We start from the raw sequence: 26,477 nt of genomic DNA, 5'->3' as shown, positions 1-26,477 counted from the left end.
AAAAAATTACCGCCATTCTAGGGCGAACGGGCAGATTTGTCTTGGCGGGGTGTGCCAGTGGGCAGGGGCGGGCATAATGCCCATTATGTCTTCATCTTCAGGAACACCCGCATGACCCAGATCAGCGTCGAACGCAAACATTCCCTCGGCCGCGATGCCGCCCGTGCCAAGGCTGAAGCGCTGGTCGACAAACTGACCCGCGAGTACGACCTCAAGGCCACCTGGAACGGTGACCGGGTCGAGGTGGCGCGCAGCGGTGCCAACGGCAGTGTGCACATCTTCGATGACCGCATCCGCGTCGAATTGAAGCTGGGCATGATGCTGTCGATGATGAGCGGCACCATCAAGGGCGAGATCGAGCGGGCGCTGGACAAAGCCCTGGCCTGACCCCTTCCCGGGGCCATGCTCGTTCACCTTAGGGTGAAGATTCTAATTTACCTCTCTACCTTGTGCTCAAGCCCAACCTCCATGGGCGGTTTCTCCTCCACTCATGAGCATGAGGTACAGAGCATGGCCAAAGTGACTGTGAAGAAAAAGGACGACGCCCCGGGCACGCTGGGCGAGGTGCGCGGCTACGCGCGCAAGATCTGGCTGGCAGGCATCGGCGCCTATGCGCGTGTGGGCCAGGAAGGCTCCGACTACTTCAATGAGCTGGTCAAGGCCGGCGAAGGCGTCGAGAAGCGTGGCAAGAAGCGCATCGACAAGGAGCTCGATGCTGCCAACAACCAGATCGACGAAGCGACCCAGGAAGTCAGTCGCGTACGCGGCAAGGTCGAAGTTCAACTGGACAAGATCGAAAAAGCTTTCGACGCGCGGGTAGGTCGCGCCTTGAATCGCCTTGGCATTCCGTCTAAACATGACGTTGAGGCGTTGTCCATCAAGCTTGAACAGCTGCACGAGCTGCTCGAGCGCGTCGCGCACAAACCATAAGGAGAGCAGGATGGCTGGCAAGAAGAATTCCGAGAAAGAAGGCAGCTCCTGGGTCGGCGGGATCGAGAAGTACTCCCGCAAGATCTGGCTGGCGGGGCTTGGTATCTATTCGAAGATCGACCAGGACGGCCCGAAGCTGTTCGACTCGCTGGTGAAGGATGGCGAGAAGGCCGAGAAGCAGGCGAAGAAGACCGCCGAAGGTGTTGCTGAAACTGCCAAGTCGTCGACCACTTCGCGTGTGTCGGGCGTGAAGGACCGTGCGCTGGGCAAGTGGAGCGAACTCGAAGAGGCCTTCGACAAGCGCCTGAACAGCGCCATCTCGCGCCTTGGCGTGCCGAGCCGCAACGAGATCAAGGCCCTGCACCAGCAGGTGGACAGCCTGACCAAGCAGATCGAGAAACTCACCGGCGCTTCGGTTACGCCGATTTCGTCGCGCGCTGCGGCCAAACCGGCTGCGAGCAAGGCGGCGGCCAAGCCACTGGCCAAGACGGCAGCGGCCAAGCCTGCGGCGAAAACCGCGGCGGCCAAGCCGGCGGCCAAGACTGCTGCGGCGAAACCTGCTGTCAAGACCGCGGCGGCCAAGCCTGCAGCGAAACCGGCAGCGGCCAAGCCGGCTGTGGCGAAGAAGCCGGCAGTGAAGAAAGCACCGGCCAAGCCAGCAGCCGCCAAGCCGGCAGCTCCAGCGGCGAGCGCCGCTCCGGCCGCTAGCGCAGCTCCTGCACCAACCGCGGCTCCGGCCAGCAACCCGCCTTCGGCACCGACAGGCAACGGTACCCTGATCTGATACCGCGTCGCCTTCTTCGCGGGTAAACCCGCTCCCACAGGTGCTGCGCCGCTTGTAAGCTCTGCACCGTACCTGTGGGAGCGGGTTCACCCGCGAATGCGTCGGCCGCTGCAATACATTCCTGTCAGGCTTACCCCTCCAGATACCTCACCGCCAACTGCTCTGCCGCCCCCCGCGCCTTGGCCTGCAGATGCGGCGCCACCAGCATCATCACCTGGTACACCACAATCCCCACATCCCCCTCGCGCCCCAGTACCCGCTGGTAATCCAGCGAGAACATCAGTGTCAGGGTGATCTGCTCCACCAGTTGCCCCAGCGCCTGGGTCTCGCTCTCTACCAACCCTTGGCCCTTGAGGCTGGCCAGCAACGCCGCCAGCGTGCGCTTGAGCGCGTTGATCAGGCTGCGCATGCCGCGGGCCAGTTTGGGCAGGCGCCCGGTCAGGTTCGACAGGTCCTGGAACAGGAAGCGGTACTGCGCCATGCGTTCGACGATCAGGTGGAGGAACAGCCAGTAATCCTCGGCATCCAGGCGTACCTCCAGCGGCGGGTCGAGTAAAGGCATCAGCGCTTCTTCAAAGCGCTCGAACAGCCCCAGCACCAACGGCTCCTTGCCGTGGAAGTGGTAGTAGAGGTTGCCGGGGCTGATGCCCAGTTCGTTGGCAATTTCCAGGGTGGATACGTTCGGTTCGCCCTGCTGGTTGAACAGCTGCAGGGCACATTCGAGGATACGGTCGCGAGTCTTCATCCAGTCGGCATGCTCATCGGGTCAGCACGTAGGTGCCCGGCGCAGGGCCCAGCGGTGGGTAGGTGGCATTGCCCAGTTCGCTGCGCGGTGCCTTGAGCGGGCCGGAGCGCGGGGTGATCCACTCCAGCCACAACGGCCACCAGCTGCCTTCGCTGCGCTTGGCATCGTGGAACCAGGCACGCGGGTCGCTGGACAGCTTGGGGTTGGCCAGGTAATAGGCCTTGGGGTTGCCGGGCGGGTTGATGATGCTCTGGATGTGCCCGCTGTTGGCCAGCACGAAGCGACGGTCGCCGCCCAGCAGCAAGGCCGAGCGGTACACCGCATCCCACGGGGTGATGTGGTCGTTGCTGCCGGCCACGGTGAAACTGTCCAGATCGACCTTCTGCAGGTCGATGGGGGTGCCGCATACCTCCAGGCCGGCGGGGTGGGTCAGCGGGTTGAGCTTGAAGAAGTCCAGCAGGTCGCCATGCAGCGCGGCGGGCAGGCGCGTGCTGTCGGCGTTCCAGTACAGGATGTCGAAGGCTGGTGGTGTCTTGCCGAGCAGGTAGTTGTTGACCCAGTAGTTCCAGATCAGGTCGTTGGGCCGCATCCAGGCGAAGATCCGCGCCACCTCGGCGCCATCCAGCACGCCGCGCTGATAGGAGCGGCGCTTGGCGGCCTCGATGGTCCGCTCGTCGGCGAACAGGCTGGCGGGGCTTTCGAACTTGCTGTCCAGCAGGCTGACCAGGTAGGTGGCGCTGCGCACCCGGCGCAGCTGGTGCTTGGCCTGCAGGTGGCCCTGCAGCGCGGCCATGGTCAGGCCGCCGGCGCAGGCGCCCATCAGGTTGGGGTCGCGGTTGCCGCTGATGCTGCGGCAAGCGTTGAGCGCTTCTTCCAGGGCCTGCACGTAGCTCGACAGGCCCCATTCGCGGTGGCGCGGGTCGGGGTTGCGCCAGCTCACCATGAACACCTGCAGGCCGCTCTTGAGCATGTACTGGACAAAGCTGTTGGTCGAGCTGAGGTCGAAGATGTAGAACTTGTTGATCTGTGGCGGCACTACCAGCAGTGGCCGGGCGTGCTGCTTTTCGCTCATCGGCTTGTACTGGATCAGCTCCAGCAGCTCGTTGCGAAACACCACGGCGCCGGCGGTTGCAGCCAGATTGCCGCCCACTTCGAAGGCGCGCTCGTCGACCTGGCGTGGCAGGCCATCGTTGTGGCGCAGGTCATCGAGCAGGTGGGCCACGCCGCGCACCAGGCTCTGGCCACCGCTGTTGAACAGTTCCTTGACCGCCAGCGGGTTGAGCAGCGAGTTGCTCGGCGCCAGTGCATCGTTGATCAGGTTGAACAGGAAGTGCGCACGGGCCCGGTCATCATCGTCCAGGTGGCTTTCCTCGATCCACAGGCGGGTCTGCTTCTGCCAGGCCAGGTAGGCTTGCAGGCCGCGCCGGTAGAACGGGTTCTGGCTCCATGTCGGGTCGCTGAAGCGCGGATCCCGCGGGTTCGGCTGAAACGGTGTGTCACCCAGCATCACCCTGCCCAGCTGACCACCCAGGGCCAACAGGTGATGCGCGGTGTGCAGCGGATGACGCAGGCTTTGGCGGCTGACATTGCGCAGCGTGGAAATCAGGTCACGGCCGCGCAGTCCGAGGATGGCGTTCTGCACGTTCATGCTGGTGGCGGGAAGCGTTGTCGTTCCTTTGGCCGTTTTGTCTTTCATGGCAACACTCCCTCGTCCTGACCTGGTGCCTCATGACTAAACATATTCACTGATTTAGCAGGGTCTCTGTGGGAGCGGGTTCACCCGCGAACACCGGCGAAGCCGGTGCCATACACCGAGTTGGATTCTTCGCGGGTGAACCCGCTCCCACAGGGTCCCAAATCGCCTTCACACACCCGAAACCGGGCGAGGGTGCATGACAGCGCGCTGACGCTCTTGCTGAAGGAACTTCATGATGATCGGGGCGACGGCCTCGGCCCGGGTGATCAGGAACAGATGGCCGTCGTCGATAATGTGTAGCTGGGCATTGGGAATTCGCCAGGCCAGCAGGCGCATGTTGATCAGCGGGATCAACGGGTCGTCGTCGCCTGCCAGCACCAGGGTCGGCTGCTGGATCTTGTGCAGCCAATGGATGCTGGTCCAGCCAAGCCCGGCGAACAGCTGCCAGTAATAGCCCATCTTGCCGCCGGATCGCACCTTGGCGGCGTGCTGCATGGCCAGGTCCGGGTCACGCCGGAAGCCGCCGCCATAGATCGTCGGCGCAATGCGGATGACATGCGACGGCTGCACGTAGCGCCGCGGGCTGGCCATCATCCACAGCACCTTGGGCTTGCCCGGCACCATCACCGCACCGGCGGCAGTGGCGGCCAGCACCAGCTTCTTGCAGCGCTCGGGGTAGTCGTGGGCGAACTGCTGGGCCAGGGCGCCGCCCCACGACACGCCGATGGCATTGACCTGGCCGTAGTCGAGGTAGTCGAGCATGCGTGCCGTCAGCTTGGCCAACCCGGGGAAGCGGTAAGGGTGGCGCGGCGTGGACGAGCCGCCGACCCCGGGCACGTCAAAGGCGATGACTTCCAGGTCCGGGTCCAGCGCCTCGATGAACGGAAACACCAGCTCCAGGTTGGCGCCGATGCCGTTGAAGATCAGCAGCGGCGTCAGATGCGACTTGCCCGGGCGGACGGCGGTGCGGATGGACTGGTTGTCCAGCTCGACGGTCCTGAAGATATAGGGTTGCGGCATGCGCGTGACTCATGGGGTGAAATGAACACCGTGGCGCCCCGCAGGGGCCACGGCGCTGCAGCTCAACGCTCGTGAACGTAGGTGCCCGGGGATGCCTCGCCAGCGGCATAGGCACGGTTGCCCAGGCGGGTCGGTGCCTTTTTCAGCTCGCCGGCACGTTCGCCCAGCCAGCTTTGCCAGTGCAGCCACCAGGAGTCCGCATGCTTGGTAGCGTTTTCTTGCCAGGCCACCGGGTCACCCGGGCGATCGGCACCGGTCATGAAGCGCGCCTTGGGGTTGCCTGGCGGGTTGAGGATGCTCTGGATATGGCCGCTGTTGGACAGCACGAACTCGATCTTGCCGCCGAACAGGTGCGCCGAGCGGTAGCACGACTGCCACGGGGTGATGTGGTCGTTGGTGCCGGCAAGGCTGTAGATGTCGCATTTGACCTGTTTCAGGTCGATCGGGGTGCCGCAAACCTCCAGGGCGTCCGGGCGCGTCAGCGGGTTGCTCTTGAACATTTCGATCAGGTCGCCGTGGAAGGCGGCCGGCAGGCGCGTGGTGTCGTTGTTCCAGAACAGGATGTCGAACACCGGCGGCTCGTTGCCGAGCAGGTAGTTGTTGACCCAGTAGTTCCAGATCAGGTCGTTGGGGCGCATCCAGGCGAACACCTTGGCCATCTCGCTGCCTTCGAGCACGCCGGCCTGGTAGGAGTGGCGCTTGGCGGCCTCCAGGGTCTGCTCGTCGACGAACAGGGCGACCTGGTTGTCCATGGTGGTGTCCAGCACGCTGACCAGCAGGGTCAGGGCATTGACCTTGTTCTCGCCTAGCGCGGCATAGTGGCCGACCAATGCCGTGCAGGTGATGCCGCCGGAGCAGGCACCGAGCATGTTCAGGTCCTTGCTGCCGGTAATCGCCAGCACCGCGTCGACCGCCTCCTTGAGCGCATCGATATAGGTGGACAGGCCCCATTCGCGCTGGGCTTTGGTCGGGTTGCGCCAGCTGATGATGAAGGTCTGCTGCTGTGAGCGCAGGCAGTAGCGCGCCAGGCTCTTTTCCGGGCTCAGGTCGAATACGTAGAACTTGTTGATTTGCGGCGGCACCACCAGTAGCGGGCGGGCATGCACCTGCTCGGTGATGGGGCTGTACTGGATCAGCTCCAGCACATCGTTGCGGTACACCACGGCGCCTTCACTGGTGCCCAGGTTCTTGCCCACCTCGAAGGCGTCCATGTTCACCTGGCTGGGCATGCCGCCGTTGTTGACCAGGTCCTTGGCCAGGTTGGACAGGCCATCGAGCAGGCTCTTGCCGCCTGTTTCGAAAAAGCGTTTGACCGCTGCCGGGTTGGACAGGGTGTTGGTCGGCGCCATGGCTTCGGTCATCAGGTTGATGACGAACTGGCCACGGCTGATGTCCTGGGGCGAAAGGTCACTGCTGCCGATCCAGTCCTGCAGTTCCTTGCGCCAGGCCAGATAGGTTTGCAGGTAGCGGCGGTAAAGTGGGTTGTTGCTCCATGCCGGGTCATTGAAGCGACGGTCGTCGCTTTCCGGGGCAAGGCTGGATTTGCCCAGCAGCACGTTCTTCAGCTCCAGGCCAAAGTGGGCCACATGCTTGGCGCTGTGCAGCGGTTGGCGCACGGCCTGGCGCAGCACGGTGCGTGCCGAGCTCAACAGGTCCTTGCGACGGATACCGATGACCGGGTTCAGCCCCAGGGTGTTTTCCGAGGCCTGCCGCTGCAGCTCATCGTTGTTCTTGTTACTCATCTACGACGCTCCGTTGTCCTGAGACGAGTACCGGTTTCTGTGGCGGGTGCACAGTTCTGAGCCCGGTACTGCTACTCGGGTGACCAGTGATAAGGAACAGCGGTGCTGCGAGGGTTCTGGCTATCTGCAGTTTGATGCAGGGAACTTGCCACCCCCCATTGGTTACCCGACTTTCATGTAATGCGCAAGACAGCCCGTCACTGGGCTGTCTGTAAGGTATTCAAACAAATGAATTTAGAAAATGCGCTCTAAATCCTGAAGGCCTTGCGCTAGAGCATGAGTTTGACCACCGACTCGGCGGGGTCGCGGGATTTCCCGGCCTTGTGCAGTTCGTCGAGGTACTCGGCCCACAGCTGTTCCTGGCGCAGGCACAGCTGCTCGAGGTATTCCCAGGTGAACAGGCCGCTGTCATGGCCGTCGTCGAAGGTCAGTTTCAGTGCGTATTGCCCGGCAGGTTCCAGCCCGCTGAGGCCGACGTTGATCTTGCCGAACTGCAGGATGGGGTTGCCGTGGCCCTGGACCTCGGCGGAGGGGGAGTGCACGCGCAGGAATTCGGCGGGCAGGTGGTAGACCTCGCCGGGGGCGTAGGTGAGGCTGAGGGTTTTCGAGGCTTTGTGCAGGTTGATGGCGGTGGGCAGGCGGGCCATGGCTGGAATCTCTCGGGAGCTGATGGTGCAAGCTTCCAGCTTATGGAGGAGGGATTCAAGGGACATTGGGGCTGCTGCGCAGCCCTTTCGCGACACAAGGCCGCTCCCACAAGTTCAGCGCTGCATTGGAGGGCAACGCCCTACCTGTGGGAGCGGCCTTGCGTCGCGATGGGCCGCAAGGCGGCCCCCTGCGGTCTTACAGGATGTAACGCGACAGGTCTTCGTTCTGCGCCAGCTCACCCAGGTGGCTGTTCACGTACGCCGCGTCGATCTGGATCGGCGCTTCGTCATGGGTGCTGGCCAGGTCGCCAGCGCTGAACGACACCTCTTCGAGCAAACGCTCGAGCAGGGTGTGCAGGCGGCGGGCACCGATGTTCTCGGTCTTCTCGTTCACCTGGTAGGCAATCTCGGCCAGGCGCTTGATACCGTCGGCGAGGAACTCGATATTCAGGCCTTCGGTCTTGAGCAGGGCCTGGTACTGTTCGGTCAGCGACGCGTGCGGCTCCTGCAGGATGCGCTCGAAGTCTTCAGGGGTCAGGGCCTTGAGCTCCACACGGATCGGCAGGCGGCCTTGCAGTTCGGGCACCAGGTCGCTCGGCTTGCTCAGGTGGAACGCACCCGAGGCAATGAACAGGATGTGGTCGGTCTTGACCATGCCCAGCTTGGTGTTGACGGTGCAGCCTTCAATCAGCGGCAGCAGGTCGCGCTGCACGCCTTCACGGGACACGTCGGCGCCGCCAACGTTGCCGCGCTTGGCAACCTTGTCGATTTCGTCGATGAACACGATGCCGTGCTGCTCGACAGCTTCCAGGGCCTTGGCCTTGAGTTCTTCCTCGTTGACCAGGCGGCTCGCTTCTTCATCGCGAACCATCTTCAGCGCCTCTTTGACCTTCAGCTTGCGCGCCTTGCGCTTGCCTTTGCCCATGTTGGCGAACAGGCTCTGCAGCTGGTTGGTCATTTCTTCCATGCCGGGCGGCGCGGCAATTTCGACGCCCACGGCATCGGCCACTTCGATCTCGATTTCCTTGTCGTCCAGCTGGCCTTCGCGCAGGCGCTTGCGGAACAGCTGGCGGGTGTTGGAATCGGTGCTGGTCTGCGCGGCTTCTTCGGCGAAGCTGCTGACCCGCGCCTGCGGCAGCAGGGCATCGAGGATGCGGTCTTCGGCGGCGTCTTCGGCGCGGTGGCGCACGCGGATGATCTCTTGCTCACGCAGCATCTTCAGCGCGGCATCGGCCAGGTCGCGGATGATCGACTCGACGTCGCGGCCCACGTAGCCCACTTCGGTGAACTTGGTGGCTTCGACCTTGAGGAACGGCGCGTTGGCCAGCTTGGCCAGGCGGCGGGCGATTTCGGTCTTGCCGACGCCGGTTGGGCCGATCATCAGGATGTTCTTCGGGGTCACTTCGGCGCGCAGCTCGGCGGGGAGCTGCATGCGCCGCCAGCGGTTGCGCAGGGCGATTGCCACGGCGCGCTTGGCGTCGTCCTGGCCGATGATGTGGCGGTTGAGTTCGTGGACGATCTCGCGGGGGGTCATGGACATGATCAATAGGGTCCTCGGGCAGAATGATTCAGCGTGGAAAAGCCCCATCACCGGGATGGAGCGCCAGAACAGCTGATCAGTCGGCCAGGTCCTGCTCCTCGATGGTCAGGTTGTGGTTGGTGAACACGCAGATGTCGCCGGCGATGTTCAGGGCGGTCTCGGCGATTTCACGGGCCGAGAGGTCGGTCTTGTTCAGCAGGGCGCGTGCTGCGGCCTGGGCGTAGGCGCCGCCGGAACCCATGGCGATCAGACCGTCTTCGGGTTCGACCACATCGCCGTTGCCGGTGATGATCAGGGAGGCGTCCTTGTTGGCCACGGCCAGCATGGCTTCCAGGCGGCTCAGGGAACGGTCGGTACGCCATTCCTTGGCCAGCTCGACGGCGGCGCGGACCAGGTGGCCCTGATGTTTTTCAAGCTGGCCTTCAAAGCGCTCGAAAAGGGTGAACGCATCGGCGGTGGCGCCGGCGAAGCCCGCGATGACCTGGCCGTGGTACAGGCGGCGCACCTTCTTGGCGTTGCCTTTCATCACGGTGTTGCCGAGGGATACCTGGCCGTCGCCGCCCATGACGACTTTGCCGTTACGGCGGACAGAAACGATGGTGGTCAAGGGGAGAGTCTCCACGCAGCGGGGCGAAAGTGCCTGATGCAGACTCATATGGGGGTGGGGGGAAGGATTTCAACCGTGGGGGATGAATGGTCGCGCATGACAGGGGGAACCCTGCAAGGGCATTCGCGGGCACGCCCGCTCCCACAGGATTACCACATGCCTTGGAATAGTGGTGATCCTGGACTGCCCCCAAGAAGTTGGACACCAATCCAACCCTTGGGGGATCTATGGGTAAATACACAGAGCAGTTCAAGCTCACGGCTATCACCGCTTACCTAGAGGGCAGCCGGGGCTTTCGCAAGGTGGCACAACACTTTGGCATCGATTTCAGCCTGCTTCGGCGCTGGGTTGCTGGCTACCAAGTCGATGCCAGCCTCGGCCCTCGCTCGCATGGTCGCCGCTACACCGAGGAATTCAAGCGGCGGGTGCTCAAGTACATGCTTGAGCATCGCCTGTCCCTGCGCCAAACAGCGGCGCACTTTGACCTTGGACAGTCCTCACAGATAGGCATTTGGCTGCGGCAGCACTACAGTGGCAGTCCTGAAGCCACTCTCGCCAAACAAAGAAAATCAGCCGTGCCGAAGAAAATTAAGCCCATCAAGCCGACAGATACCAATGACGCAGAGAAATCTCGTGAGCAGTTGTTGAGCGAGCTCGAGTATCTGCGCATGGAGAATGATGTCCTAAAGGAGTTAAAGGCTCTGCGAGAGGAGAAGGAGCGAACACGGACGAAAAAGCCCTGATCGTCTGTAAATTCAGACATAAATATCCGCTGCCTGACCTCTTGCAGATGGTGGGGTTGGCACGCAGTACCTTTTATTACCAGATCAAGTGCCAGCAAAAGCCGGACAGGCACGCCTCGCTCAAGGAGTTGGTGCAGCGTGTCTATCACGAGGAGAAAGGGCTGTATGGCTACCGCCGCATTGCCCTTGCCATCAGGAATCAGGGGACCTTGGTCAACAAGAAGGTCATTGAACGGTTGATGGCTGAGCTTGGTTTGCAGTCCGTTGTACGCCCGAAGAAGTATCGATCCTATCGCGGCATTGTCGGCAAGGTGGCAATGAATTTGCTGGAGCGTAATTTCGTCGCGCAACGCCCCAACCAGAAGTGGGTGACCGATGTCACTGAGTTCAAAGTGGCCCAACAAAAGCTCTACCTGTCGCCCGTGATGGACTTGTACAACGGTGAGATCATCGCCTATGAAACAGCTTGCCGGCCTACTTATGGCTTGGTCGGGAACATGCTGGAAAAGGCGCTCGATGGGTTGGGTGAAAAGCCCAAGCTAGTGATCCACTCAGACCAAGGATGGCATTACCAGCAGCCCCAATACCGCCATAAGCTCGCAGCGCGCGGTGTGAAGCAGAGCATGTCTCGCAAGGGCAATTGTCTGGATAATGCAGCGATGGAAAGCTTCTTCGGCACACTGAAGTCAGAGTTCTTCTACCTGAAGCGCTTTGAAAGCGTCGAACAGCTGAAGGCGGGCCTGGAGGAGTACATCCATTACTACAACCATGACCGCATCAGGCTGAAACTCAATGGCCTGAGCCCTGTCAGCTACAGGACTCAGGCCACTGGCTAAAACTGTCCAACTTTTCGGGGGCAGTCCATCCTGTGGGAGCGGGCGTGCCCGCGAAGAGCTTCACTCAGGCCTCGTGGCAGACATGCCCATCGACCAAGGTATAACGCACCGCACCCGGCAGGCAGTGGCCGATGAACGGGCAGTTCTCACCGCGGGAGAACCACTGCTCGCCGGCCACGGTCGAGGCTTGCGGGTCGAACAGCACCAGGTCGGCCGCGCCTCCCACTTTCAGCTCGCCGGCCGGCAGGCGCAGGGCCACCGCCGGGCCGCTGCTCAGGCGGGCTAGCAAGGTTGGCAGGTCGAGCAGGCCGTCCTGCACCAGGGTCATGGCCAGCGGCAACAGTAGTTCGACACTGCTGATGCCCGGCTCGGTGGCGCCGAACGGGGCCAGCTTGGCGTCGCGCTCGTGTGGCTGGTGATGGCTGGAGATCGCCTGGATCACGCCCGACTTCACCGCCGCACGCAGGCCGTCACGGTCGGCGGCGGTGCGCAGCGGTGGCTGCACGTGGTACAGGCTGGAGAACTCACGCAGCGACTCGTCGGTAAGGATCAGTTGGTACAGCGCCACATCGGCGGTCACCGGCAGGCCAAGCTGCTGGGCCTGCTCGATCAGCCGCGCGCCACGGGCGCTGGTGATCTGGGTGAAGTGAGCACGCACGCCGGTCTGTTCCACCAGCAGCAGATTGCGCGCCAGGGCCACGGTCTCGGCGGTTTCCGGAATGCCCGGCAGGCCGAGGAAGCTGGCCATGGCACCTTCGTGAGCCAGGCCGCCTTGGGCCAGGTCGCGGTCCTGGGAATGGAACACCACGGTCAGGTCGAAGGTGGCGGCGTATTCCAGGGCGCGGGCCAGGGTACGGTTGTTGGGGATTTCCTTCAGGCCATTGCCGAAGGCCACGCAGCCGGTGTCGCGCAGTGCCACCAGCTCGGCCAGTTGCTCGCCTTCCAGGCCCTTGGTCAGGGCGCCGATCGGGTAGACCTTGCTGTTGGCGGCCTCGCGGGCGCGGTCAAGGATAAGCTCGGCCACGGCCGAGGTGTCCAGCACCGGCTTGGTCTGCGGCGGGCAGCACAGGCTGGTGACACCGCCGGCGACGGCGGCGCGGGTTTCACTGGCGATGTTGCCTTTGCGGCTGTAGCCCGGCTCGCGCAGGGACACGCCGAGGTCGACCAGGCCGGGTGCGGCGACCAGGCCATCAGCCTGGATCGTGCGGCTGGCGCTGAAGCCGGCCGGGGCTGCACCGATGGCGGCAATGCGGCCGCCGTCCAAGTGCAGGTCGGTGACCTGGTCCAGGCCGCTGTTCGGGTCGATGACCCGGGCGCCGAGAATACTGATGGTCACTGGGCGTTCTCCTGGTCGAATTGACGTTGCACGTTCTGCCCGCTCATGGCCATGGACAGCACGGCCATGCGCACGGCGATGCCGTAGGTGACCTGGTTGAGGATCACCGAGTGCTTGCCGTCGGCCACCGCCGACTCGATTTCCACGCCACGGTTGATCGGGCCCGGGTGCATGACGATGGCGTCGGGCTTGGCGCCGGCCAGGCGCGCGGTGGTCAGGCCGAACAGGCGGTAGAACTCGCCTTCGCTGGGCAGCAGGCCGCCGGCCATGCGCTCACGCTGCAGGCGCAGCATGATCACCACGTCGACGTCCTTCAGGCCTTCGGCGAGGTCCGTGTAGACCTTCACGCCGTACTGCTCGATACCGATCGGGATCAGGGTTTTCGGGCCGATCACGCGGATGTCCGGGCAGCCCAGCGCTTTGAGCGCCAGCATGTCGGAGCGGGCCACGCGCGAGTGCAGGATGTCGCCGACGATGGCCACCGACAGGTTCTCGAAGCTGCCCTTGTGGCGGCGGATGGTGAGCATGTCGAGCATGCCCTGGGTCGGGTGCGCGTGGCGGCCGTCACCGCCGTTGATCACGGCAACTTCCGGGCACACATGCTCGGCGATGAAGTGCGCAGCCCCGGAGTCGGAGTGGCGCACCACGAACATGTCGGCGGCCATGGCTTCGAGGTTGCGCAGGGTATCGAACAGGGTTTCGCCCTTGCTGGTCGAGGAGGTCGACACGTTCAGGCTGATCACGTCGGCCGACAGGCGTTGGGCCGCCAGTTCGAACGTGGTACGGGTACGGGTGGAGTTCTCGAAGAACACGTTGCACACAGTCTTGCCGCGCAGCAACGGGACCTTCTTCACGGCCCGGGCACCGACTTCCAGGAAGGAGTCGGCGGTGTCGAGGATCTCGGTGAGCAGTTCGCGGGGCAAACCGTCGAGCGAGAGGAAGTGGCGCAGCTGGCCCTGATCATTGAGCTGCAGCGGGCGCTTGGCGTCGATTGGCGTCATCGCGGGGGACTCTTAAAGGGCGGAAGCGGAGGCGAGGTCCTGGCGCTCGAGGGCGAGCGGTGCGGGTCCGGTCAATTTTACCCGTTCATGGGGGGGCAGCGACAGGGTGGCGCCGAGTACATTCGGGCGGATTGGCAGTTCGCCGGCATCCAGGTCCAGCAAGCAGACCAGGGTGACGCTGGCCGGGCGGCCATAATCGAACAGTTCGTTGAGCGCGGCGCGTACCGTGCGGCCGCTCATCAGCACGTCATCCACCAGCACCAGGTGCTGGCCCTCGACCTCGAACGGCAGTTCGGACGGGCGCACTTGCGGGTGCAGGCCGTTCTGGCTGAAGTCGTCGCGATAGAACGACACGTCCAGAGTGCCCATGGGGCTGGTGTCGCCCATGGCTTCCTGCAGGGCCTGGGCAACCCAGACGCCGCCGGTGCGGATGCCGATGTAGCGCGGTTCGTTAATTGCCCGGCGCGCCAGGTGGGCACGAAGGTCGACAGCCATCTGCCGAATCAGGTCGGCGGGATTGGGTAGGCTCATTGCGGGCTCCTCGGAAGGGTGCGCCGGGCGGGGCCGGCGGCAAAGATGATCAGGTATTGGCCTCCAGCCAGCCTTGCAGCAACAGGGCGGCGGCGATGGCATCGACCGGGTTGTCGCGGTAGCTGCCGCGCTGGCCGCCACGGGCCATGCGCTCGCCCTTGGCCTCGAAGGTGGTCAGGCGTTCGTCGTGGGTGTGCACGGGCAGGTTGAAGCGGCCGTTCAGGCGGCGGGCGAACTTTTCTGCGCGGGCGCTCATTTCGCTGGGGGTGCCGTCCATGTTCAGCGGCAGGCCGACGACGATGGCGTCGGGCTTCCATTCGGCAATCAGCTTTTCCACTTGGGCCCAGTCCGGCACGCCGTTCTGTGCCTTCAGGGTGCAAAGCTCGCGGGCCTGGCCGGTAACCACCTGGCCGACGGCTACGCCGATCTGTTTGCTGCCGTAGTCGAAGCCCAGCAGCAGACGCAATTCCGGGTGCAGTTCGGCCATCAGGCGTGGCCCGCCTGGCTGGTCAGCAGGTTCAGGTTGATCCCCAGGCTGGCGGCGGCGGCTTCCAGGCGCAGGTCGCTGGTCAGGCCGAAGATGATTTCCGGGTCGAACGGGCAGTTGAGCCAGGCGTTGTCGGCAAGCTCCGCTTCCAGTTGGCCCGCTTCCCAGCCGGCATAGCCCAGGGTGATCAGGCTCTGTTTCGGGCCTACCCCGGCGGCGATGGCAAGCAATATATCCTGCGAGGTGGTCAGCGACAGCCCATCCAGCGCCACGGTGGCCTGGAAACTGCATTCGCTGCTGTGCAGCACGAAGCCACGGTCGGTCTGTACCGGGCCACCTTGGTAGATCGGCACCTGCAAGGTGCTGGCCGGTGGCATTTCGTCCGGGCGCAGCTGCTCGAGGATGTCGGCCAGGTTCAGCTCCTGCGGCCGGTTGACCACCAGGCCCATGGCGCCATGGGCGTTGTGCTCGACGATGTACGTGAGGGTCTGGGCGAAGTTCGGATCGGCCATGTGTGGCATGGCGATCAGGAACTGATGCTTGAGGTAGCTCGGCGTGAGGGTTTTCATGGGGGATAGTGTGGCGCCAGGTGGCGAGGCTGACAAGGTGCGTAACGAGGCTTGCGCGTTCCCTGTGGGAGCGGGTTTACCCGCGAATGCGCCAGATCAGGCAATGATGTCGCTTAGTCGGACGCTTTCGCGGGTAAACCTGCTCCCACAGGGACCGCGTAATGCCGCAGGTCAGTTACTGGACAAACGGTCCCCACGGGCAAAGCGCCAGGTGCGGATGATCTCCAGCCGGTCAAACTCGGCCAGGTCCCCGGTAAACGGCGCAAACGGCGCCGCCAGCCGCACGATGCGCTGCGCCGCCTGGTCAAGCACCGGTTGCCCGGACGACTCCAGCACCAGTACCTCGTACAACGAGCCATCGCGGTTGATCGACACCATCATGCGCAGGTTGCCGTAGATCTGTTGCCGGCGCGCTTCATCGGGGTAGTTCAGGTTGCCCACCCGCTCGACCTTCTTGCGCCACTCTTCCTTGTACCAGGCCCCCTTGTCGCGCATGGTCGAGGCGGCATTGAGCCGGTGGATGCGCGGGCGCTTGGCGTACATCTGCTGCTCGTTGGACAGCTCCGCCTCCAGGCTGGCGATCTGGCTGGACAACTGTGAGCTGTCGAAGTCCGGTGCCGGGGCTGCCGGCTTGGGCTGCGGTTTGCTTTCCCTGGGTTTGGGCTCGACCTTCTGCGGCTTGGGCGCCGTGGTCACTACCGCCGACTTCTGCGGGACAGGGGGCGGTACCACCTCGGGCTTCGCGGCGGGTGGCGGGGTGATCTTGTTGATCTTGCTGTCCTGGAACGGTGCCAGTTCGGTGGTCTTGGGTACCGCTTTCTTGTCCAGGGTGCCGCTGCCCTGCTGGTTGTCCTGGGCCTGGAAATCGGCTTTCTCCGGCGGTTTCTCGCTCTTGAAGGTGGCCAGGGTGATGTCCATGGTGTGGCGGATTTCGGCAGGCTTGACCACGCTGAAGCCGACGCCGAGGATCAGCGCCAGGTGCACCAGGGCAGCCAGGAACAGGGTAAAGCCGAGCCGGTCCACCGGGCGAACACGGGGGGGCAGCAGGTCGGCGGGGATGTCAGCGGGCAGCGTCATCGGGTTTCCAGCAACCGCAGGGCGGGGCAGCAGGCCAGGCTAAAAGGACCCGCATCATACCCCACTCTGGGTTGTTGCCGTGCGTCGGCGGTCAGCGCGCCTTCAGCTGGCGATCAATGGCATCCATCAATTGCCCGCCGATATCGGTGTTGTAGGCGGCATCGATCTCGCGGATGCAGGTGGGGCTGGTGACGTTGATTTCGGTGAGGTAGTCGCCGATCACGTCCAGGCCCACGAACATCAGGCCCTTCTCGCGCAGGGTCGGGCCGACCTGGGCGGCGATCCAGCGGTCGCGGTCGGTCAGCGGGCGTGCTTCGCCACGGCCGCCGGCGGCCAGGTTGCCACGGGTCTCGCCGCTGGCCGGGATACGCGCCAGGCAGTAGTCCACCGGCTCGCCGTCGATCATCAGGATGCGTTTGTCGCCGTCGACGATCTGCGGCAGGTAGGCCTGCGCCATGATCTGCTGGTTGCCGTGCTGGGTCAGGGTTTCCAGGATCACCGACAGGTTCGGGTCGTCCTTGCGGTGGCGGAACACCGAGGCGCCGCCCATGCCGTCCAGCGGCTTGAGGATTACGTCACCACGGCTGTCGGCGAACTCGCGCAGGATGTCGACACGGCGGCTGACCAGGGTAGGCGCCATGCACTGCGGGAACTGGGTGGCGAACAGTTTTTCGTTACAGTCGCGCAGGCTCTGCGGGCGGTTGACCACCAGCACGCCTTCGCGCTCGGCCTGCTCCAGCAGGTAGGTGCTGTAGACGAACTCCATGTCGAAGGGCGGGTCCTTGCGCATCAGGATCACGTCCAGCTCGGCCAGCGCGCTGTCCTGCTCCTCGCCCAGCTCGAACCAGCGGGCCGGGTCGGCGAACACTTTCAGCGGGCGCATCTGCGCACGGGCCTGGCCGGCGCCCAGGTACATATCGCGCTGTTCCATGTAGAACAGGCTCCAGCCGCGTGCCTGGGCGGCCAGCAGCATGGCCAGCGAGCTGTCCTTCTTGTAGGAGATGGACGCGATGGGGTCCATGACAATGCCGAGGCGAACGCTCATGGGGTGGTTCCTCTTGGCGGCACGTGGCCGCGATGGATCGAAAGAAAAGTGGCTCAGGGTGGCGCCGTGAACGCCGCCGGTCAAGGGGCGCCGCAGATGGAACGGCCACCCGGAGTGTGCTAAAAATGCCAGTCATAGCGCTATACAACAGGCCTTTGGGGCTGCGCAGCAGCTCCAGGAATTCGGCATAAGCAGCGACGGTAGCCCAAGTGATGGAACAACCCCTGAAGGTGATGGTGATCGACGACTCGCGCACGATCCGCCGCACCGCACAGATGTTGCTCGGTGAAGCGGGCTGCGAGGTGATCACCGCCAGCGATGGCTTCGATGCGCTGGCCAAGATCGTCGACCACCAGCCCAGCATCATCTTCGTCGATGTGTTGATGCCGCGCCTGGACGGCTACCAGACCTGCGCGGTGATCAAGCACAACAGTGCCTTCAAGGACACCCCGGTCATTCTGCTTTCGTCACGTGACGGCCTGTTCGACAAGGCCCGCGGCCGGGTGGTCGGCTCCGACCAGTTCCTGACCAAACCGTTCAGCAAGGAAGAACTGCTCGACGCGATCCGCGCCCACGTGCCCGGTTTTGCCGCAGCCCAACAACACGCACCCTGACCGCGCCCCGCCATGGCACGGTCTTTCTTTCCTGATGGGGAACCAGCATGGCCCGAGTTCTGATTGTCGACGACTCGCCGACAGAGATGTACCGATTGACCGAATGGCTGGAAAAGCACGGCTACCAGGTGCTCAAGGCCAACAACGGTGCCGATGGCGTGGCCTTGGCACGGCAGGACAAGCCCGACGCGGTGTTGATGGACATCGTGATGCCCGGCATGAACGGCTTCCAGGCAACCCGTCAGCTCAGCAAGGACCCGGAAACCAGCACCATCCCGGTGATCGTGGTCACCACCAAGGACCAGGAAACCGACCGTATCTGGGCCACGCGCCAGGGCGCTCGTGACTTCCTGACCAAGCCGGTGGAAGAGGACGCGCTGATCGCCAAGCTCAAAGAAGTGCTCGGGGCTTGACCACCCGCCCGCAGGGCGCGTCGCTGACCGCCTTCGAGTTGTTGCTGGACATCGACCGGCGCTGCCGCCTGCTGGTCGCCGACCAGCCACCGCAGGACAACCGCCTGCAACAGTGGAGCGGCATCGGCTTCCGCATAGCCGGGCAATGGTTCGTCGCGCCCATGGGCGAGGTTGCCGAGGTGCTGCGCGAACCGCGCAGCAGCCGCGTCCCCGGCGTGCAGCCGTGGGTGTGCGGGGTAGCCAACCTGCGCGGGCGGCTGTTACCGGTGATGGACCTGAGCAGTTTCTTCGGCCTGGGCCACGCCGCCCCGGGCAAGCAGCGGCGGGTGCTGGTGCTGGATCACGAGGACCTGTTCGTCGGCCTGCTGGTGGACGAGGTGCTGGGCCTGCAGCACTTTGCCCTCGACAGCCTGCAACTGTCGCCGCCACAGCCCCTGATCCGCGCGGCTGCACCTTTCGTGCAGGGGCATTTCCCGCGTGAACGCAACTGGGCGATCTTCAGCCCCTTCGCCCTGGCCCAGGCGCCGGGCTTTCTCGATGTGGCGTTATAGGACCTGCGAACGTGAACAAGCCTGCCACCCCCGTCACCACCGTGACCCCACGTACCCGCAGCATCGCGCAGATCACCGTGCTGTTCCTGATCCTGATCCTGTCGATCATTCTGCTGTTCGCCAACTTTGCCTACCTGAACACCCAGTCCAACTACGACAAGCAGTACATCGGCCACGCCGGCGAACTGCGGGTGCTGTCGCAGCGCATCGCCAAGAACGCCACCGAAGCCGCCACCGGCAAGGCCCTGGCCTTCAAGCTGCTGTCGGACGCGCGCAACGATTTCGAACGGCGCTGGGGCTACTTGCGTGAAGGTGACAAGTCCACCGGCCTGCCACCTGCGCCGCCCATGGTGCGTGACGAGATGGAAGCGGTACGCCGCGACTGGGAAAACCTGCGCAAGAACACCGACACCATCCTGGCCAGCGAGCAGACCGTGCTGTCGCTGCACCAGGTGGCGGCGACCCTGGCCGAGACCGTGCCGCAGTTGCAGGTGGAATACGAGAAAGTGGTCGAAATCCTGCTGCAGAGTGGCGCCCCGGCCAGCCAGGTGGCGGTGGCCCAGCGCCAGTTGCTGCTGGCCGAACGCATTCTCGGCTCGGTCAACACCGTGCTGGCCGGTGACGATGCCGCGGCCCAGGCGGCGGATGCCTTCGGCCGCGATGCCGGGCGCTTCGGCCAGGTGCTCGAGGGCATGCTCAGTGGCAACGCGGCGATCCAGGTGACCCGTGTCGAGGACGCCGATGCCCGTGCGCGCCTGGCTGAAATTGCCGAGCTGTTCCAGTTCGTTGCCGGCTCGGTGGATGAAATCCTCGAAACCTCGCCGGAACTGTTCCGCGTGCGCGAGGCTGCGGGCAACATCTTCAGCCTGTCGCAAACCCTGCTCGACGAGGCCTCGCACCTGGCCAACGGTTTCGAGAACCTGGCTGGCGGGCGCACGCTCGACACCGTCGGCGGCTATGTCCTGGGCCTTCTGGCGCTGGCTTCGATCATCCTCATCGGCCTGGTCATGGTACGCACCACCAACCGCCAGCTGCGTGAGACGGCGGAAAAGAACGAACGCAACCAGCAGGCGATCATGCGCCTGCTCGACGAAATCGAAGAGCTGGCTGACGGCGACCTGACCGTGACCGTATCGGTGACCGAAGACTTCACCGGCGCCATTGCCGACTCGATCAACTATTCCGTGGACCAATTGCGCGACCTGGTCGCCACCATCAACCACAGTGCCGTGCAGGTCGCTGCCGCCGTGCAGGACACACAGAACACCGCACGCCAGCTGGCCAAGGCCTCGGAGCACCAGGCCGAGCAGATCAGCGAGGCTTCCGAGGCGGTTGGCGACATGGTCGAATCGATCGACCGGGTTTCGGCGCATGCCTACGAGTCGGCCAAGGTGGCCGAGCGCTCGGTGGCGATCGCCAACAAGGGCAACGAGGTGGTGCACAACACCATCAACGGCATGGACAACATTCGCGAACAGATCCAGGACACCGCCAAACGGATCAAGCGCCTCGGTGAATCTTCCCAGGAAATCGGCGACATCGTCAGCCTGATCGACGACATTGCCGACCAGACCAACATCCTCGCCCTCAACGCGGCGATTCAGGCCTCGCTGGCCGGCGAGGCCGGCCGTGGGTTCGCCGTGGTCGCCGACGAAGTGCAGCGCCTGGCCGAACGCTCGTCCTCGGCCACCCGGCAGATCGAAGCGCTGGTGCGCACCATCCAGGCCGACACCAACGAGGCGGTGATATCCATGGAGCAGACCACCGCCGAGGTGGTGCGAGGTGCCCGCCTGGCCCAGGATGCCGGGGTGGCGCTGGCCGAGATCGAAGGCGTATCGCAGAACCTCGCCGACCTTATCCACAGCATCTCCGATGCCGCCCAGCTGCAGACTTCGTCTGCCGGGCAGATCTCCCACACCATGGCGGTCATCCAGCAGATTACCGCGCAGACCTCCGCCGGCTCCGGCGCCACTGCCGACAGCATCCGCCACCTGGCACGCATGGCCAGCGAGATGCGCCGTTCGGTGTCCGGGTTCACCCTGCCACCACCAGCAGAGCCCAAGTGAATAGCCCTACTGAAGAGCAGCGCCGAGGAGTGCCCATGGCTGTAGCAGCTGTAAGCCCCGAGCGCCACGACACCGTGGCGCTGGCCTGGACCAAAGCCGCCATCCTTGACTGCCTGGGCCAGGCGCGCCAGGCGCTGGAGCGCTTTGCCGGCGAGCCTGGCGACCTGTCGATGATGGCGTTCGTGGTCGACAACCTCCACCAGGTGCACGGCTGCCTGCGCATGCTCGAACTGCGCGGTGCCACGCGCCTGGCTGAAGAACTGGAGCTGTTCGCCAAGGCCCTGGCCGATGGTCAGGTCAGCCCCCGCGGTGATTGCCTGGGCGCGTTGTTCCGCGGCCTGGAGCAATTGCCATCGTATCTGGAGCGCCTGCGCGGCGCCCGCCACGACCTGCCACTGGTGATGCTGCCGCTGCTCAACCAGCTGCGTGCCTGCCGTGGCGAGGAGCCGTTGGCCCAGGCCAGCCTGATCAGCGGCGCCACACAACGCTTTGCCGGTGCCGACGACCTGGCCAACCTCGACCTGTCGCTGGGCAACTGGCGCGACCAGCTGCAGGCAGGGCCGGGCCGCGATGCCCTGCGCTCGGTGGTGACCGCGCTGTGCGACGACCTGATGCGCATCAAGGAGCGCCTGGACCAGTTCGTGCGTGGCGATCGCCAGCACAGCGAGCAGCTCGATGCCCTGCTGGCACCGCTGCGCCACGTGGCCGACACCCTGGCGGTGCTTGGCTTCCAGCAGCCACGCCGGGTGATCATCGACCAGGTGCTGGCGCTGCAGGCCCTGGCCCAAGGCGAGCGGGCCGTGGACGACGCGGTGTTGATGGATGTAGCGGGGGCCCTGCTGTACGTGGAGGCCACGCTCAATGGCATGGTTGGCCCGCTGGAGGAAAACGGCCAGGGCGGCCTGCCGGGCTCGGACCTGGCCGAAATCCGCCAGCTGGTGTTGAACGAGTCGCTGAATGTGCTGCAGCAGGCCAAGGACCTGATCGGCGATTGCCTGGAATCCGGCTGGCCTCGGCAACGCCTGCAACCTTTGCCAGGGCTGTTGCAGCAGATTCGTGGTGCACTGGCGATGTTGATGCTGCCGACCGTGGCCGAGCTGTTTGCCGGTTGCGCCAGCTATGTGCAGCGGTGGCTGCAGCACCTGGAGGTGGAGCCGCCAGCCGATGAGCTGACGCACTTGGCCGAGGCCCTGAGCGCCGCCGAATGCTACCTGCAATGGCGGGTGGCGGACCCATTGGCGGATGGCCAGCCCTTCATCGACATGGCGCGCGCCAGCCTGGCGACACTGGGTGTGCACTGCGCGATGGTCGAGGCCACCGCAGGCCAGGATGGCAGCGCTGATGGCATCGATGACGAGCTGCGTGAAGTGTTTCTCGACGAGGCCGGTGAACTGCTGCCGGAAATCGAGCGCCACTGGTTGCGCTGGCGTGCCGACAACCAGCAGCGCGAGGCACTGGGAGAAGTACGCCGCGCCTTGCATACGCTCAAGGGCAGCGGCCGCATGGTGCGTGCCGAGGCGGTGGCCGAGCTGGCCTGGGGCGCAGAACACCTGCTGAACCGGGTACTCGAGGGCCGCAGCGTGCTCAGCCCGGAAGGCGTGGTGGCCCTGCAGCAGGTATTCGTCTACCTGCCCGACCTGCTGGCCGACTTTGCCGCAGGCCAGTTACCGCAACTGACGGAAATCGAGCAACTGGCCGGGCACCTGCATGCCCTGGCCGAAAACGATGCCCCGGTGGCGGCCGACATCGACGGCCTCGATCCGCAACTGCTCGAGATTTTCCGCAGCGAGGCGCAGGGCCACCTGGCCAGCCTGGATGCTTTCCTGCAGGGCGCCGACGGCCACGATACGCAGGTCAGCGATGGCCTGCAGCGCGCCCTGCATACGCTCAAGGGCAGTGCCGCCATGGCCGGGGTGATGCCGGTCGCCGAACTGGCCACCGCCTTCGACCGCCTGGCTCGTGAATACAAGGGCCACCAACTGCCCCTGCAAATGGCCGAGATCGAATGGCTGGAAGCTGCGCGCTCGCTGTTCCACCTGGGCCTGGCGCAACTCGACAGCACGCCGTTGGCAGCCATCCCCGGCGCCGCGGAACTGATCGAGCAGGTCGGCCAGGCGGTTGACGGGCACCTGGCCAGCTTGCATGACGACCCGCAGCATGGGCGGCGCAGCAAGCGCGACCCGCAATCGATTGCCAGTTTCCTGGCCCAGGCCATGGATATCCTGCTTGATGCCGAGTCGTTGCTGTCGCGCTGGCAGGAACAGCCCGGCCAGCGCGATGCGCTGGACACCCTGCTCGACGAACTGACTACCCTGGGCCACGCTGCGCATCTGGCCGACCTGTGGCAGATGGATGACGTGTGCGAGGCCTTGCTCGACTTGTACGGCGCCGTGGAGGAGGGCAGCCTGCCCGCCGATGCACGGTTCTTCGCCCACGTGCAGCGGGCCCATGAAGCACTGCTGGACATGCTCGACGAAGTGGCGGCCGGGCAGGACATCCCGCCAAGGCCAGAGCTGGTCGACAGCCTGCGCCACCTGCTTGGCCAGGCCCTGGCACCGGAGGCCACTGGCCTGGTGGGCATCGACACGGTCACGCCGTTGCATCCGGACATGGACCTGGCCGATACCCTTGGCCTCGGGCCTGCGCACAACCCTTTGCTGCCAGCTGTGGCCGAGCCGCTGGTCGAAGAGCCGGAAAGCCCAGGCGAAGAGCTGCTGGAAGTCTTCCTCGAAGAAAGCTCGGACATCGTCGAGAGTGCCGCCGCTGCCCTGGCGCGCTGGCAGGCTGACCCGCGCAGCAGTGTCGAGGTGGACAACCTGATGCGCGACCTGCACACCCTGAAGGGTGTGGCGCGCATGGTCGAAATTGCGCCGATCGGCGACCTGGCCCACGAGCTGGAGTTTCTCTACGAACTGCTGGCCGCAGGCCGTATGCCACCGAGCGCGCCACTGTTCGCCTTGCTGCAGAACTGCCATGACCGCCTGGCGCATATGCTCGATGCCGTGCGCCTGGGGCAACCGCTGCATGCTGCCACCGCGCTGATCGACTACATCCGCAACTTCAGCTTCTCGGCCCTGGCCGACAGCGCTGCCGGCCAGGGGCCGGTCGAGGCCGCGACCAGTGAGGCGCCGGCGGTGGCTCCGGAGCGGGCACCAGGTGATATGGTCAAGGTCGATGCCGAGCTGCTCGACGACCTGGGCAACCTGGCCGGTGAGCACTCGATCATCCGCGGGCGCATCGAGCAGCAGGTGAACGATGCGCAGTTCACCCTCAACGAGATGGAAACCACCCTCGAGCGCATGCGCGACCAGTTGCTGCGCCTGGATATCGAGACCCAAGGGCGGATGTCCAGCCGGCAGCAGTTCGAAGGCGATGCCTATGACGACTTCGACCCGCTGGAAATGGACCGCCACTCGCAACTGCAGCAGCTGTCGCGGGCCTTGTTCGAGTCCGCCTCGGACTTGCTCGACCTCAAGGAAACCCTGGCACAGCGCGCCCAGGAAGCCCACAGCCTGCTGCAGCAGCAAGCGCGGGTGAACAGCCAGTTGCAGGAAGGCCTGACCGCTACTCTGATGGTACCCTTCGAGCGCCTGGTGCCGCGCTTGCAGCGTGTGGTACGGCAGGTGGCCAGCGAGCTGGGCAAGCAGGTGGAGCTGGTGGTCGGCAATGCCGAGGGTGAACTCGACCGCAGCGTGCTCGAACGTATGGTGGCGCCGCTGGAGCACATGCTGCGCAACGCCGTCGACCATGGCCTGGAAAGCCGCGAAATGCGCCTGGCCGCGGGCAAGCCGGAGCAGGGCACCATTCACCTGAATCTGCTGCACGAAGGCGCGGATATCGTTATCGAAATGACCGACGACGGTGCCGGCGTGCCACTGGAAGCGGTGCGCCGCAAGGCCATCAAGCGCGGCCTGCTGGACCCGCAGGCGCAATTGAGCGATCACGAGATCCTTCAGTTCATTCTGCGCCCGGGCTTTTCCACTGCCGAGAAGATCACCCAGATTTCCGGGCGTGGCCTGGGCATGGACGTGGTGCACGAGGAGGTCAAGCAGCTGGGTGGCTCGATGAGTATCGAGTCGGCCCAAGGCAAGGGGGCGCGCTTCCTGATCCGCCTGCCGTTCACCGTGTCGGTCAACCGTGCGCTGATGGTGCACCTGGGTGAAGAGCAGTACGCCATTCCGTTGAACACCATCGAGGGCATCGTCCGCGTGCCGCCGGCAGAACTGGCGGCGTGCTACCAGCTGGACGCCCCACGCTATGTGTACGCCGGCCACGAATACGAGCTGCGCTACCTGGGTGAGCTGCTGCAGGGCATGCCACGCCCGGCATTGCTCGGGCAGAGCGTGCCTCTGCCAGTGCTGCTGGTGCATTCCCAGGAGCAATCGTTCGCCATCCAGGCCGATAGCCTGTCGCCCAGCCGCGAGATCGTGGTGAAGAGCCTGGGGCCGCAGTTTGCCGCAGTTGCCGGGTTGTCGGGGGCAACGCTGTTGGGCGATGGTCGGGTGGTACTGATTCTTGACCTGCTGGGCCAGTTGCGTGGCCAGCAGCGGCGCCTGGCGCGCCTGCCGGGTGGCGGTGCGGCTCGGCGCCAGGTGTTCGGCCCTGCGCCACGGCGGGCGTTGCTGGTAATGGTGGTGGACGATTCGGTGACTGTGCGCAAGGTCACCAGCCGCCTGTTGGAACGCCACGGCATGAGTGTGCTGACGGCCAAGGACGGGGTCGATGCAATGGCCCTGCTGGAAGAACACCGCCCCGATGTGTTGCTGCTGGACATCGAGATGCCGCGCATGGACGGCTTCGAGGTGGCCACACGTATCCGCCGTGACGAGCGTCTGAAAGACTTGCCGATCATAATGATTACTTCGCGCACCGGGCAGAAGCACCGCGACCGCGCCATGGCCATCGGCGTCAACGAATACCTGGGCAAGCCGTATCAGGAGTCGGTCCTGTTGCAGAGCATTGCCCACTGGAGCCAGACCCATGCTTGAACTGATCGCCGGCCAACGCAGCAGCCTGACCGGGCTTTTGCTGCCGTTGGGTGACCGTACCCTGGTGTTGCCCAACGTGGCGGTGGCCGAGTTGAGTGGCCAGCGCAATGTGGTGTGCCAACGCGGCGAGCCGGCCTGGCACCTGGGCTGGATCGACTGGCGCCAGCAGCGCCTGCCGCTGATCGGCTTCGAAGCCGCGTGCGGTGGCGAGACACCCTGCGGCGAGCGGGCACGCGTGGTGGTGCTCAATGCCTTGGGTGATACCGGTCTGCGCTACCTGGCGTTGTTGCTGCAGGACATACCGCGCTCATGCAAGCTGGACAGCCAGCTGAACTACGTGGACGTGGCGTTGGGTCGCCTGGAACTGGCGGCGGTGCAGGTGGGCGAACAGGTAGCGCGGGTGCCGGACCTGGCCGGGCTGGAACGGCTGGTGCGTGACGCGCAATTGCAACCTGAGCTTGGGTAGGATGTAAGACACAGGGCCTCTTCGCGGGTAAACCCGCTCCCAC

The 26,477-nt window shown here is 64.6% G+C and carries 24 protein-coding genes; 10 read left to right on the top strand and 14 right to left on the bottom strand.

What is annotated here, in order from left to right; translation table 11 throughout:
* Positions 1-111: 111 nt before the first annotated feature.
* From KDB76_RS26485 to KDB76_RS26475, 3 genes are all read left to right on the top strand, one after another.
* Positions 112-387 (top strand): polyhydroxyalkanoic acid system family protein, encoded by a 276-nt coding sequence (locus KDB76_RS26485; protein ID WP_013974540.1) that lies wholly within the window; start codon positions 112-114, stop codon positions 385-387.
* A gap of 123 nt (positions 388-510) precedes the next feature.
* The gene (locus KDB76_RS26480) at positions 511-930 is read left to right on the top strand and encodes a phasin family protein (protein ID WP_023663112.1); all 420 of its coding nucleotides are present in this window, start codon (positions 511-513) and stop codon (positions 928-930) included.
* A 10-nt stretch (positions 931-940) separates the two neighbouring features.
* On the top strand, positions 941-1,714 hold the full coding sequence (locus KDB76_RS26475; protein WP_038410194.1) for a phasin family protein: 774 nt from the start codon (positions 941-943) through the stop codon (positions 1,712-1,714).
* Positions 1,715-1,844: 130 nt separating this feature from the next.
* Here KDB76_RS26475 and KDB76_RS26470 read toward each other — a convergent pair whose 3' ends face one another.
* The 7 genes from KDB76_RS26470 to hslV all read right to left on the bottom strand — a co-directional run bounded on the left by KDB76_RS26470 (position 1,845) and on the right by hslV (position 9,711).
* Complete coding sequence (locus KDB76_RS26470) at positions 1,845-2,459, bottom strand: TetR/AcrR family transcriptional regulator (RefSeq protein ID WP_013974537.1); 615 nt, start codon at positions 2,457-2,459, stop codon at positions 1,845-1,847.
* Between the two features lie 13 nt (positions 2,460-2,472).
* Positions 2,473-4,155, bottom strand: a complete 1,683-nt coding sequence (gene phaC, locus KDB76_RS26465) for a class II poly(R)-hydroxyalkanoic acid synthase (RefSeq protein WP_038410193.1) — start codon at positions 4,153-4,155, stop codon at positions 2,473-2,475.
* A gap of 168 nt (positions 4,156-4,323) precedes the next feature.
* Entirely contained in the window at positions 4,324-5,175 is an 852-nt protein-coding gene (gene phaZ, locus KDB76_RS26460; protein WP_013974535.1) for a poly(3-hydroxyalkanoate) depolymerase, read from the bottom strand.
* A 62-nt stretch (positions 5,176-5,237) separates the two neighbouring features.
* Positions 5,238-6,917: a class II poly(R)-hydroxyalkanoic acid synthase gene (gene phaC / locus KDB76_RS26455; RefSeq protein ID WP_015272085.1), complete on the bottom strand. Its 1,680-nt coding sequence runs from the start codon at positions 6,915-6,917 to the stop codon at positions 5,238-5,240.
* Between the two features lie 269 nt (positions 6,918-7,186).
* Positions 7,187-7,564 carry a DUF971 domain-containing protein gene (locus KDB76_RS26450; protein WP_003249306.1) on the bottom strand — a complete coding sequence of 126 codons (378 nt, stop codon included), beginning with the start codon at positions 7,562-7,564 and terminating at the stop codon, positions 7,187-7,189.
* A gap of 196 nt (positions 7,565-7,760) precedes the next feature.
* Entirely contained in the window at positions 7,761-9,104 is a 1,344-nt protein-coding gene (gene hslU / locus KDB76_RS26445) for an ATP-dependent protease ATPase subunit HslU (RefSeq protein WP_015272084.1), read from the bottom strand.
* Positions 9,105-9,180: 76 nt separating this feature from the next.
* Entirely contained in the window at positions 9,181-9,711 is a 531-nt protein-coding gene (hslV, locus tag KDB76_RS26440; RefSeq protein WP_003249309.1) for an ATP-dependent protease subunit HslV, read from the bottom strand.
* A 227-nt stretch (positions 9,712-9,938) separates the two neighbouring features.
* Here hslV and KDB76_RS26435 point away from each other — a divergent pair.
* A protein-coding gene (locus KDB76_RS26435) for an IS3 family transposase (protein ID WP_230684691.1) occupies positions 9,939-11,290 on the top strand; the annotation gives its coding sequence in 2 pieces (ribosomal slippage) (positions 9,939-10,416 and positions 10,416-11,290; 1,353 coding nt in all).
* A 64-nt stretch (positions 11,291-11,354) separates the two neighbouring features.
* Here the strand turns inward: KDB76_RS26435 and KDB76_RS26430 are convergent.
* The 7 genes from KDB76_RS26430 to gshB form a co-directional block, all read right to left on the bottom strand.
* Positions 11,355-12,626 carry a dihydroorotase gene (locus KDB76_RS26430; RefSeq protein WP_013974532.1) on the bottom strand — a complete coding sequence of 424 codons (1,272 nt, stop codon included), beginning with the start codon at positions 12,624-12,626 and terminating at the stop codon, positions 11,355-11,357.
* Positions 12,623-13,627, bottom strand: coding sequence for an aspartate carbamoyltransferase catalytic subunit (locus KDB76_RS26425; RefSeq protein ID WP_013974531.1), 1,005 nt, complete (start codon positions 13,625-13,627; stop codon positions 12,623-12,625). The genes KDB76_RS26430 and KDB76_RS26425 overlap by 4 nt, the downstream gene beginning before the upstream one ends.
* A gap of 12 nt (positions 13,628-13,639) precedes the next feature.
* On the bottom strand, positions 13,640-14,158 hold the full coding sequence (gene pyrR / locus KDB76_RS26420; protein ID WP_003257772.1) for a bifunctional pyr operon transcriptional regulator/uracil phosphoribosyltransferase PyrR: 519 nt from the start codon (positions 14,156-14,158) through the stop codon (positions 13,640-13,642).
* A 49-nt stretch (positions 14,159-14,207) separates the two neighbouring features.
* Positions 14,208-14,645 (bottom strand): Holliday junction resolvase RuvX, encoded by a 438-nt coding sequence (ruvX, locus tag KDB76_RS26415; RefSeq protein WP_013974530.1) that lies wholly within the window; start codon positions 14,643-14,645, stop codon positions 14,208-14,210.
* Complete coding sequence (locus KDB76_RS26410) at positions 14,645-15,214, bottom strand: YqgE/AlgH family protein (protein ID WP_013974529.1); 570 nt, start codon at positions 15,212-15,214, stop codon at positions 14,645-14,647. The genes ruvX and KDB76_RS26410 overlap by 1 nt, the downstream gene beginning before the upstream one ends.
* A 171-nt stretch (positions 15,215-15,385) precedes the next feature.
* Entirely contained in the window at positions 15,386-16,291 is a 906-nt protein-coding gene (locus KDB76_RS26405; protein WP_013974528.1) for an energy transducer TonB, read from the bottom strand.
* Positions 16,292-16,382: 91 nt separating this feature from the next.
* On the bottom strand, positions 16,383-17,336 hold the full coding sequence (gene gshB, locus KDB76_RS26400; protein ID WP_013974527.1) for a glutathione synthase: 954 nt from the start codon (positions 17,334-17,336) through the stop codon (positions 16,383-16,385).
* Positions 17,337-17,548: 212 nt separating this feature from the next.
* Between gshB and KDB76_RS26395 the strand changes: the two genes are divergently transcribed.
* The 6 genes from KDB76_RS26395 to KDB76_RS26370 are packed head-to-tail and all read left to right on the top strand — an operon-like array spanning position 17,549 to position 26,434.
* Positions 17,549-17,950, top strand: a complete 402-nt coding sequence (locus KDB76_RS26395; RefSeq protein ID WP_003257770.1) for a response regulator — start codon at positions 17,549-17,551, stop codon at positions 17,948-17,950.
* A 47-nt stretch (positions 17,951-17,997) separates the two neighbouring features.
* Positions 17,998-18,363 carry a twitching motility response regulator PilH gene (gene pilH / locus KDB76_RS26390; RefSeq protein WP_003257768.1) on the top strand — a complete coding sequence of 122 codons (366 nt, stop codon included), beginning with the start codon at positions 17,998-18,000 and terminating at the stop codon, positions 18,361-18,363.
* A complete protein-coding gene (locus KDB76_RS26385; protein ID WP_003257767.1) occupies positions 18,360-18,914 on the top strand; it encodes a chemotaxis protein CheW in 555 nt (184 codons plus the stop codon). Before pilH ends, KDB76_RS26385 begins: the two co-directional genes overlap by 4 nt.
* Positions 18,915-18,955: 41 nt before the next feature.
* Positions 18,956-20,980 carry a methyl-accepting chemotaxis protein gene (locus KDB76_RS26380; protein WP_230491512.1) on the top strand — a complete coding sequence of 675 codons (2,025 nt, stop codon included), beginning with the start codon at positions 18,956-18,958 and terminating at the stop codon, positions 20,978-20,980.
* Positions 20,981-21,015: 35 nt separating this feature from the next.
* Positions 21,016-25,968, top strand: a complete 4,953-nt coding sequence (locus tag KDB76_RS26375) for an Hpt domain-containing protein (protein WP_038410192.1) — start codon at positions 21,016-21,018, stop codon at positions 25,966-25,968.
* Positions 25,961-26,434, top strand: coding sequence for a chemotaxis protein CheW (locus KDB76_RS26370; protein WP_013974523.1), 474 nt, complete (start codon positions 25,961-25,963; stop codon positions 26,432-26,434). Before KDB76_RS26375 ends, KDB76_RS26370 begins: the two co-directional genes overlap by 8 nt.
* The last annotated feature ends 43 nt before the right edge of the window (positions 26,435-26,477 follow it).

Origin of the sequence: Pseudomonas sp. JS425, assembly GCF_018223845.1 — a bacterium.
Taxonomy (GTDB): domain Bacteria; phylum Pseudomonadota; class Gammaproteobacteria; order Pseudomonadales; family Pseudomonadaceae; genus Aquipseudomonas; species Aquipseudomonas asiatica.
Note: the sequence above shows the minus strand (reverse complement) of the source record. Positions and strands in the feature narration are given on the sequence as shown.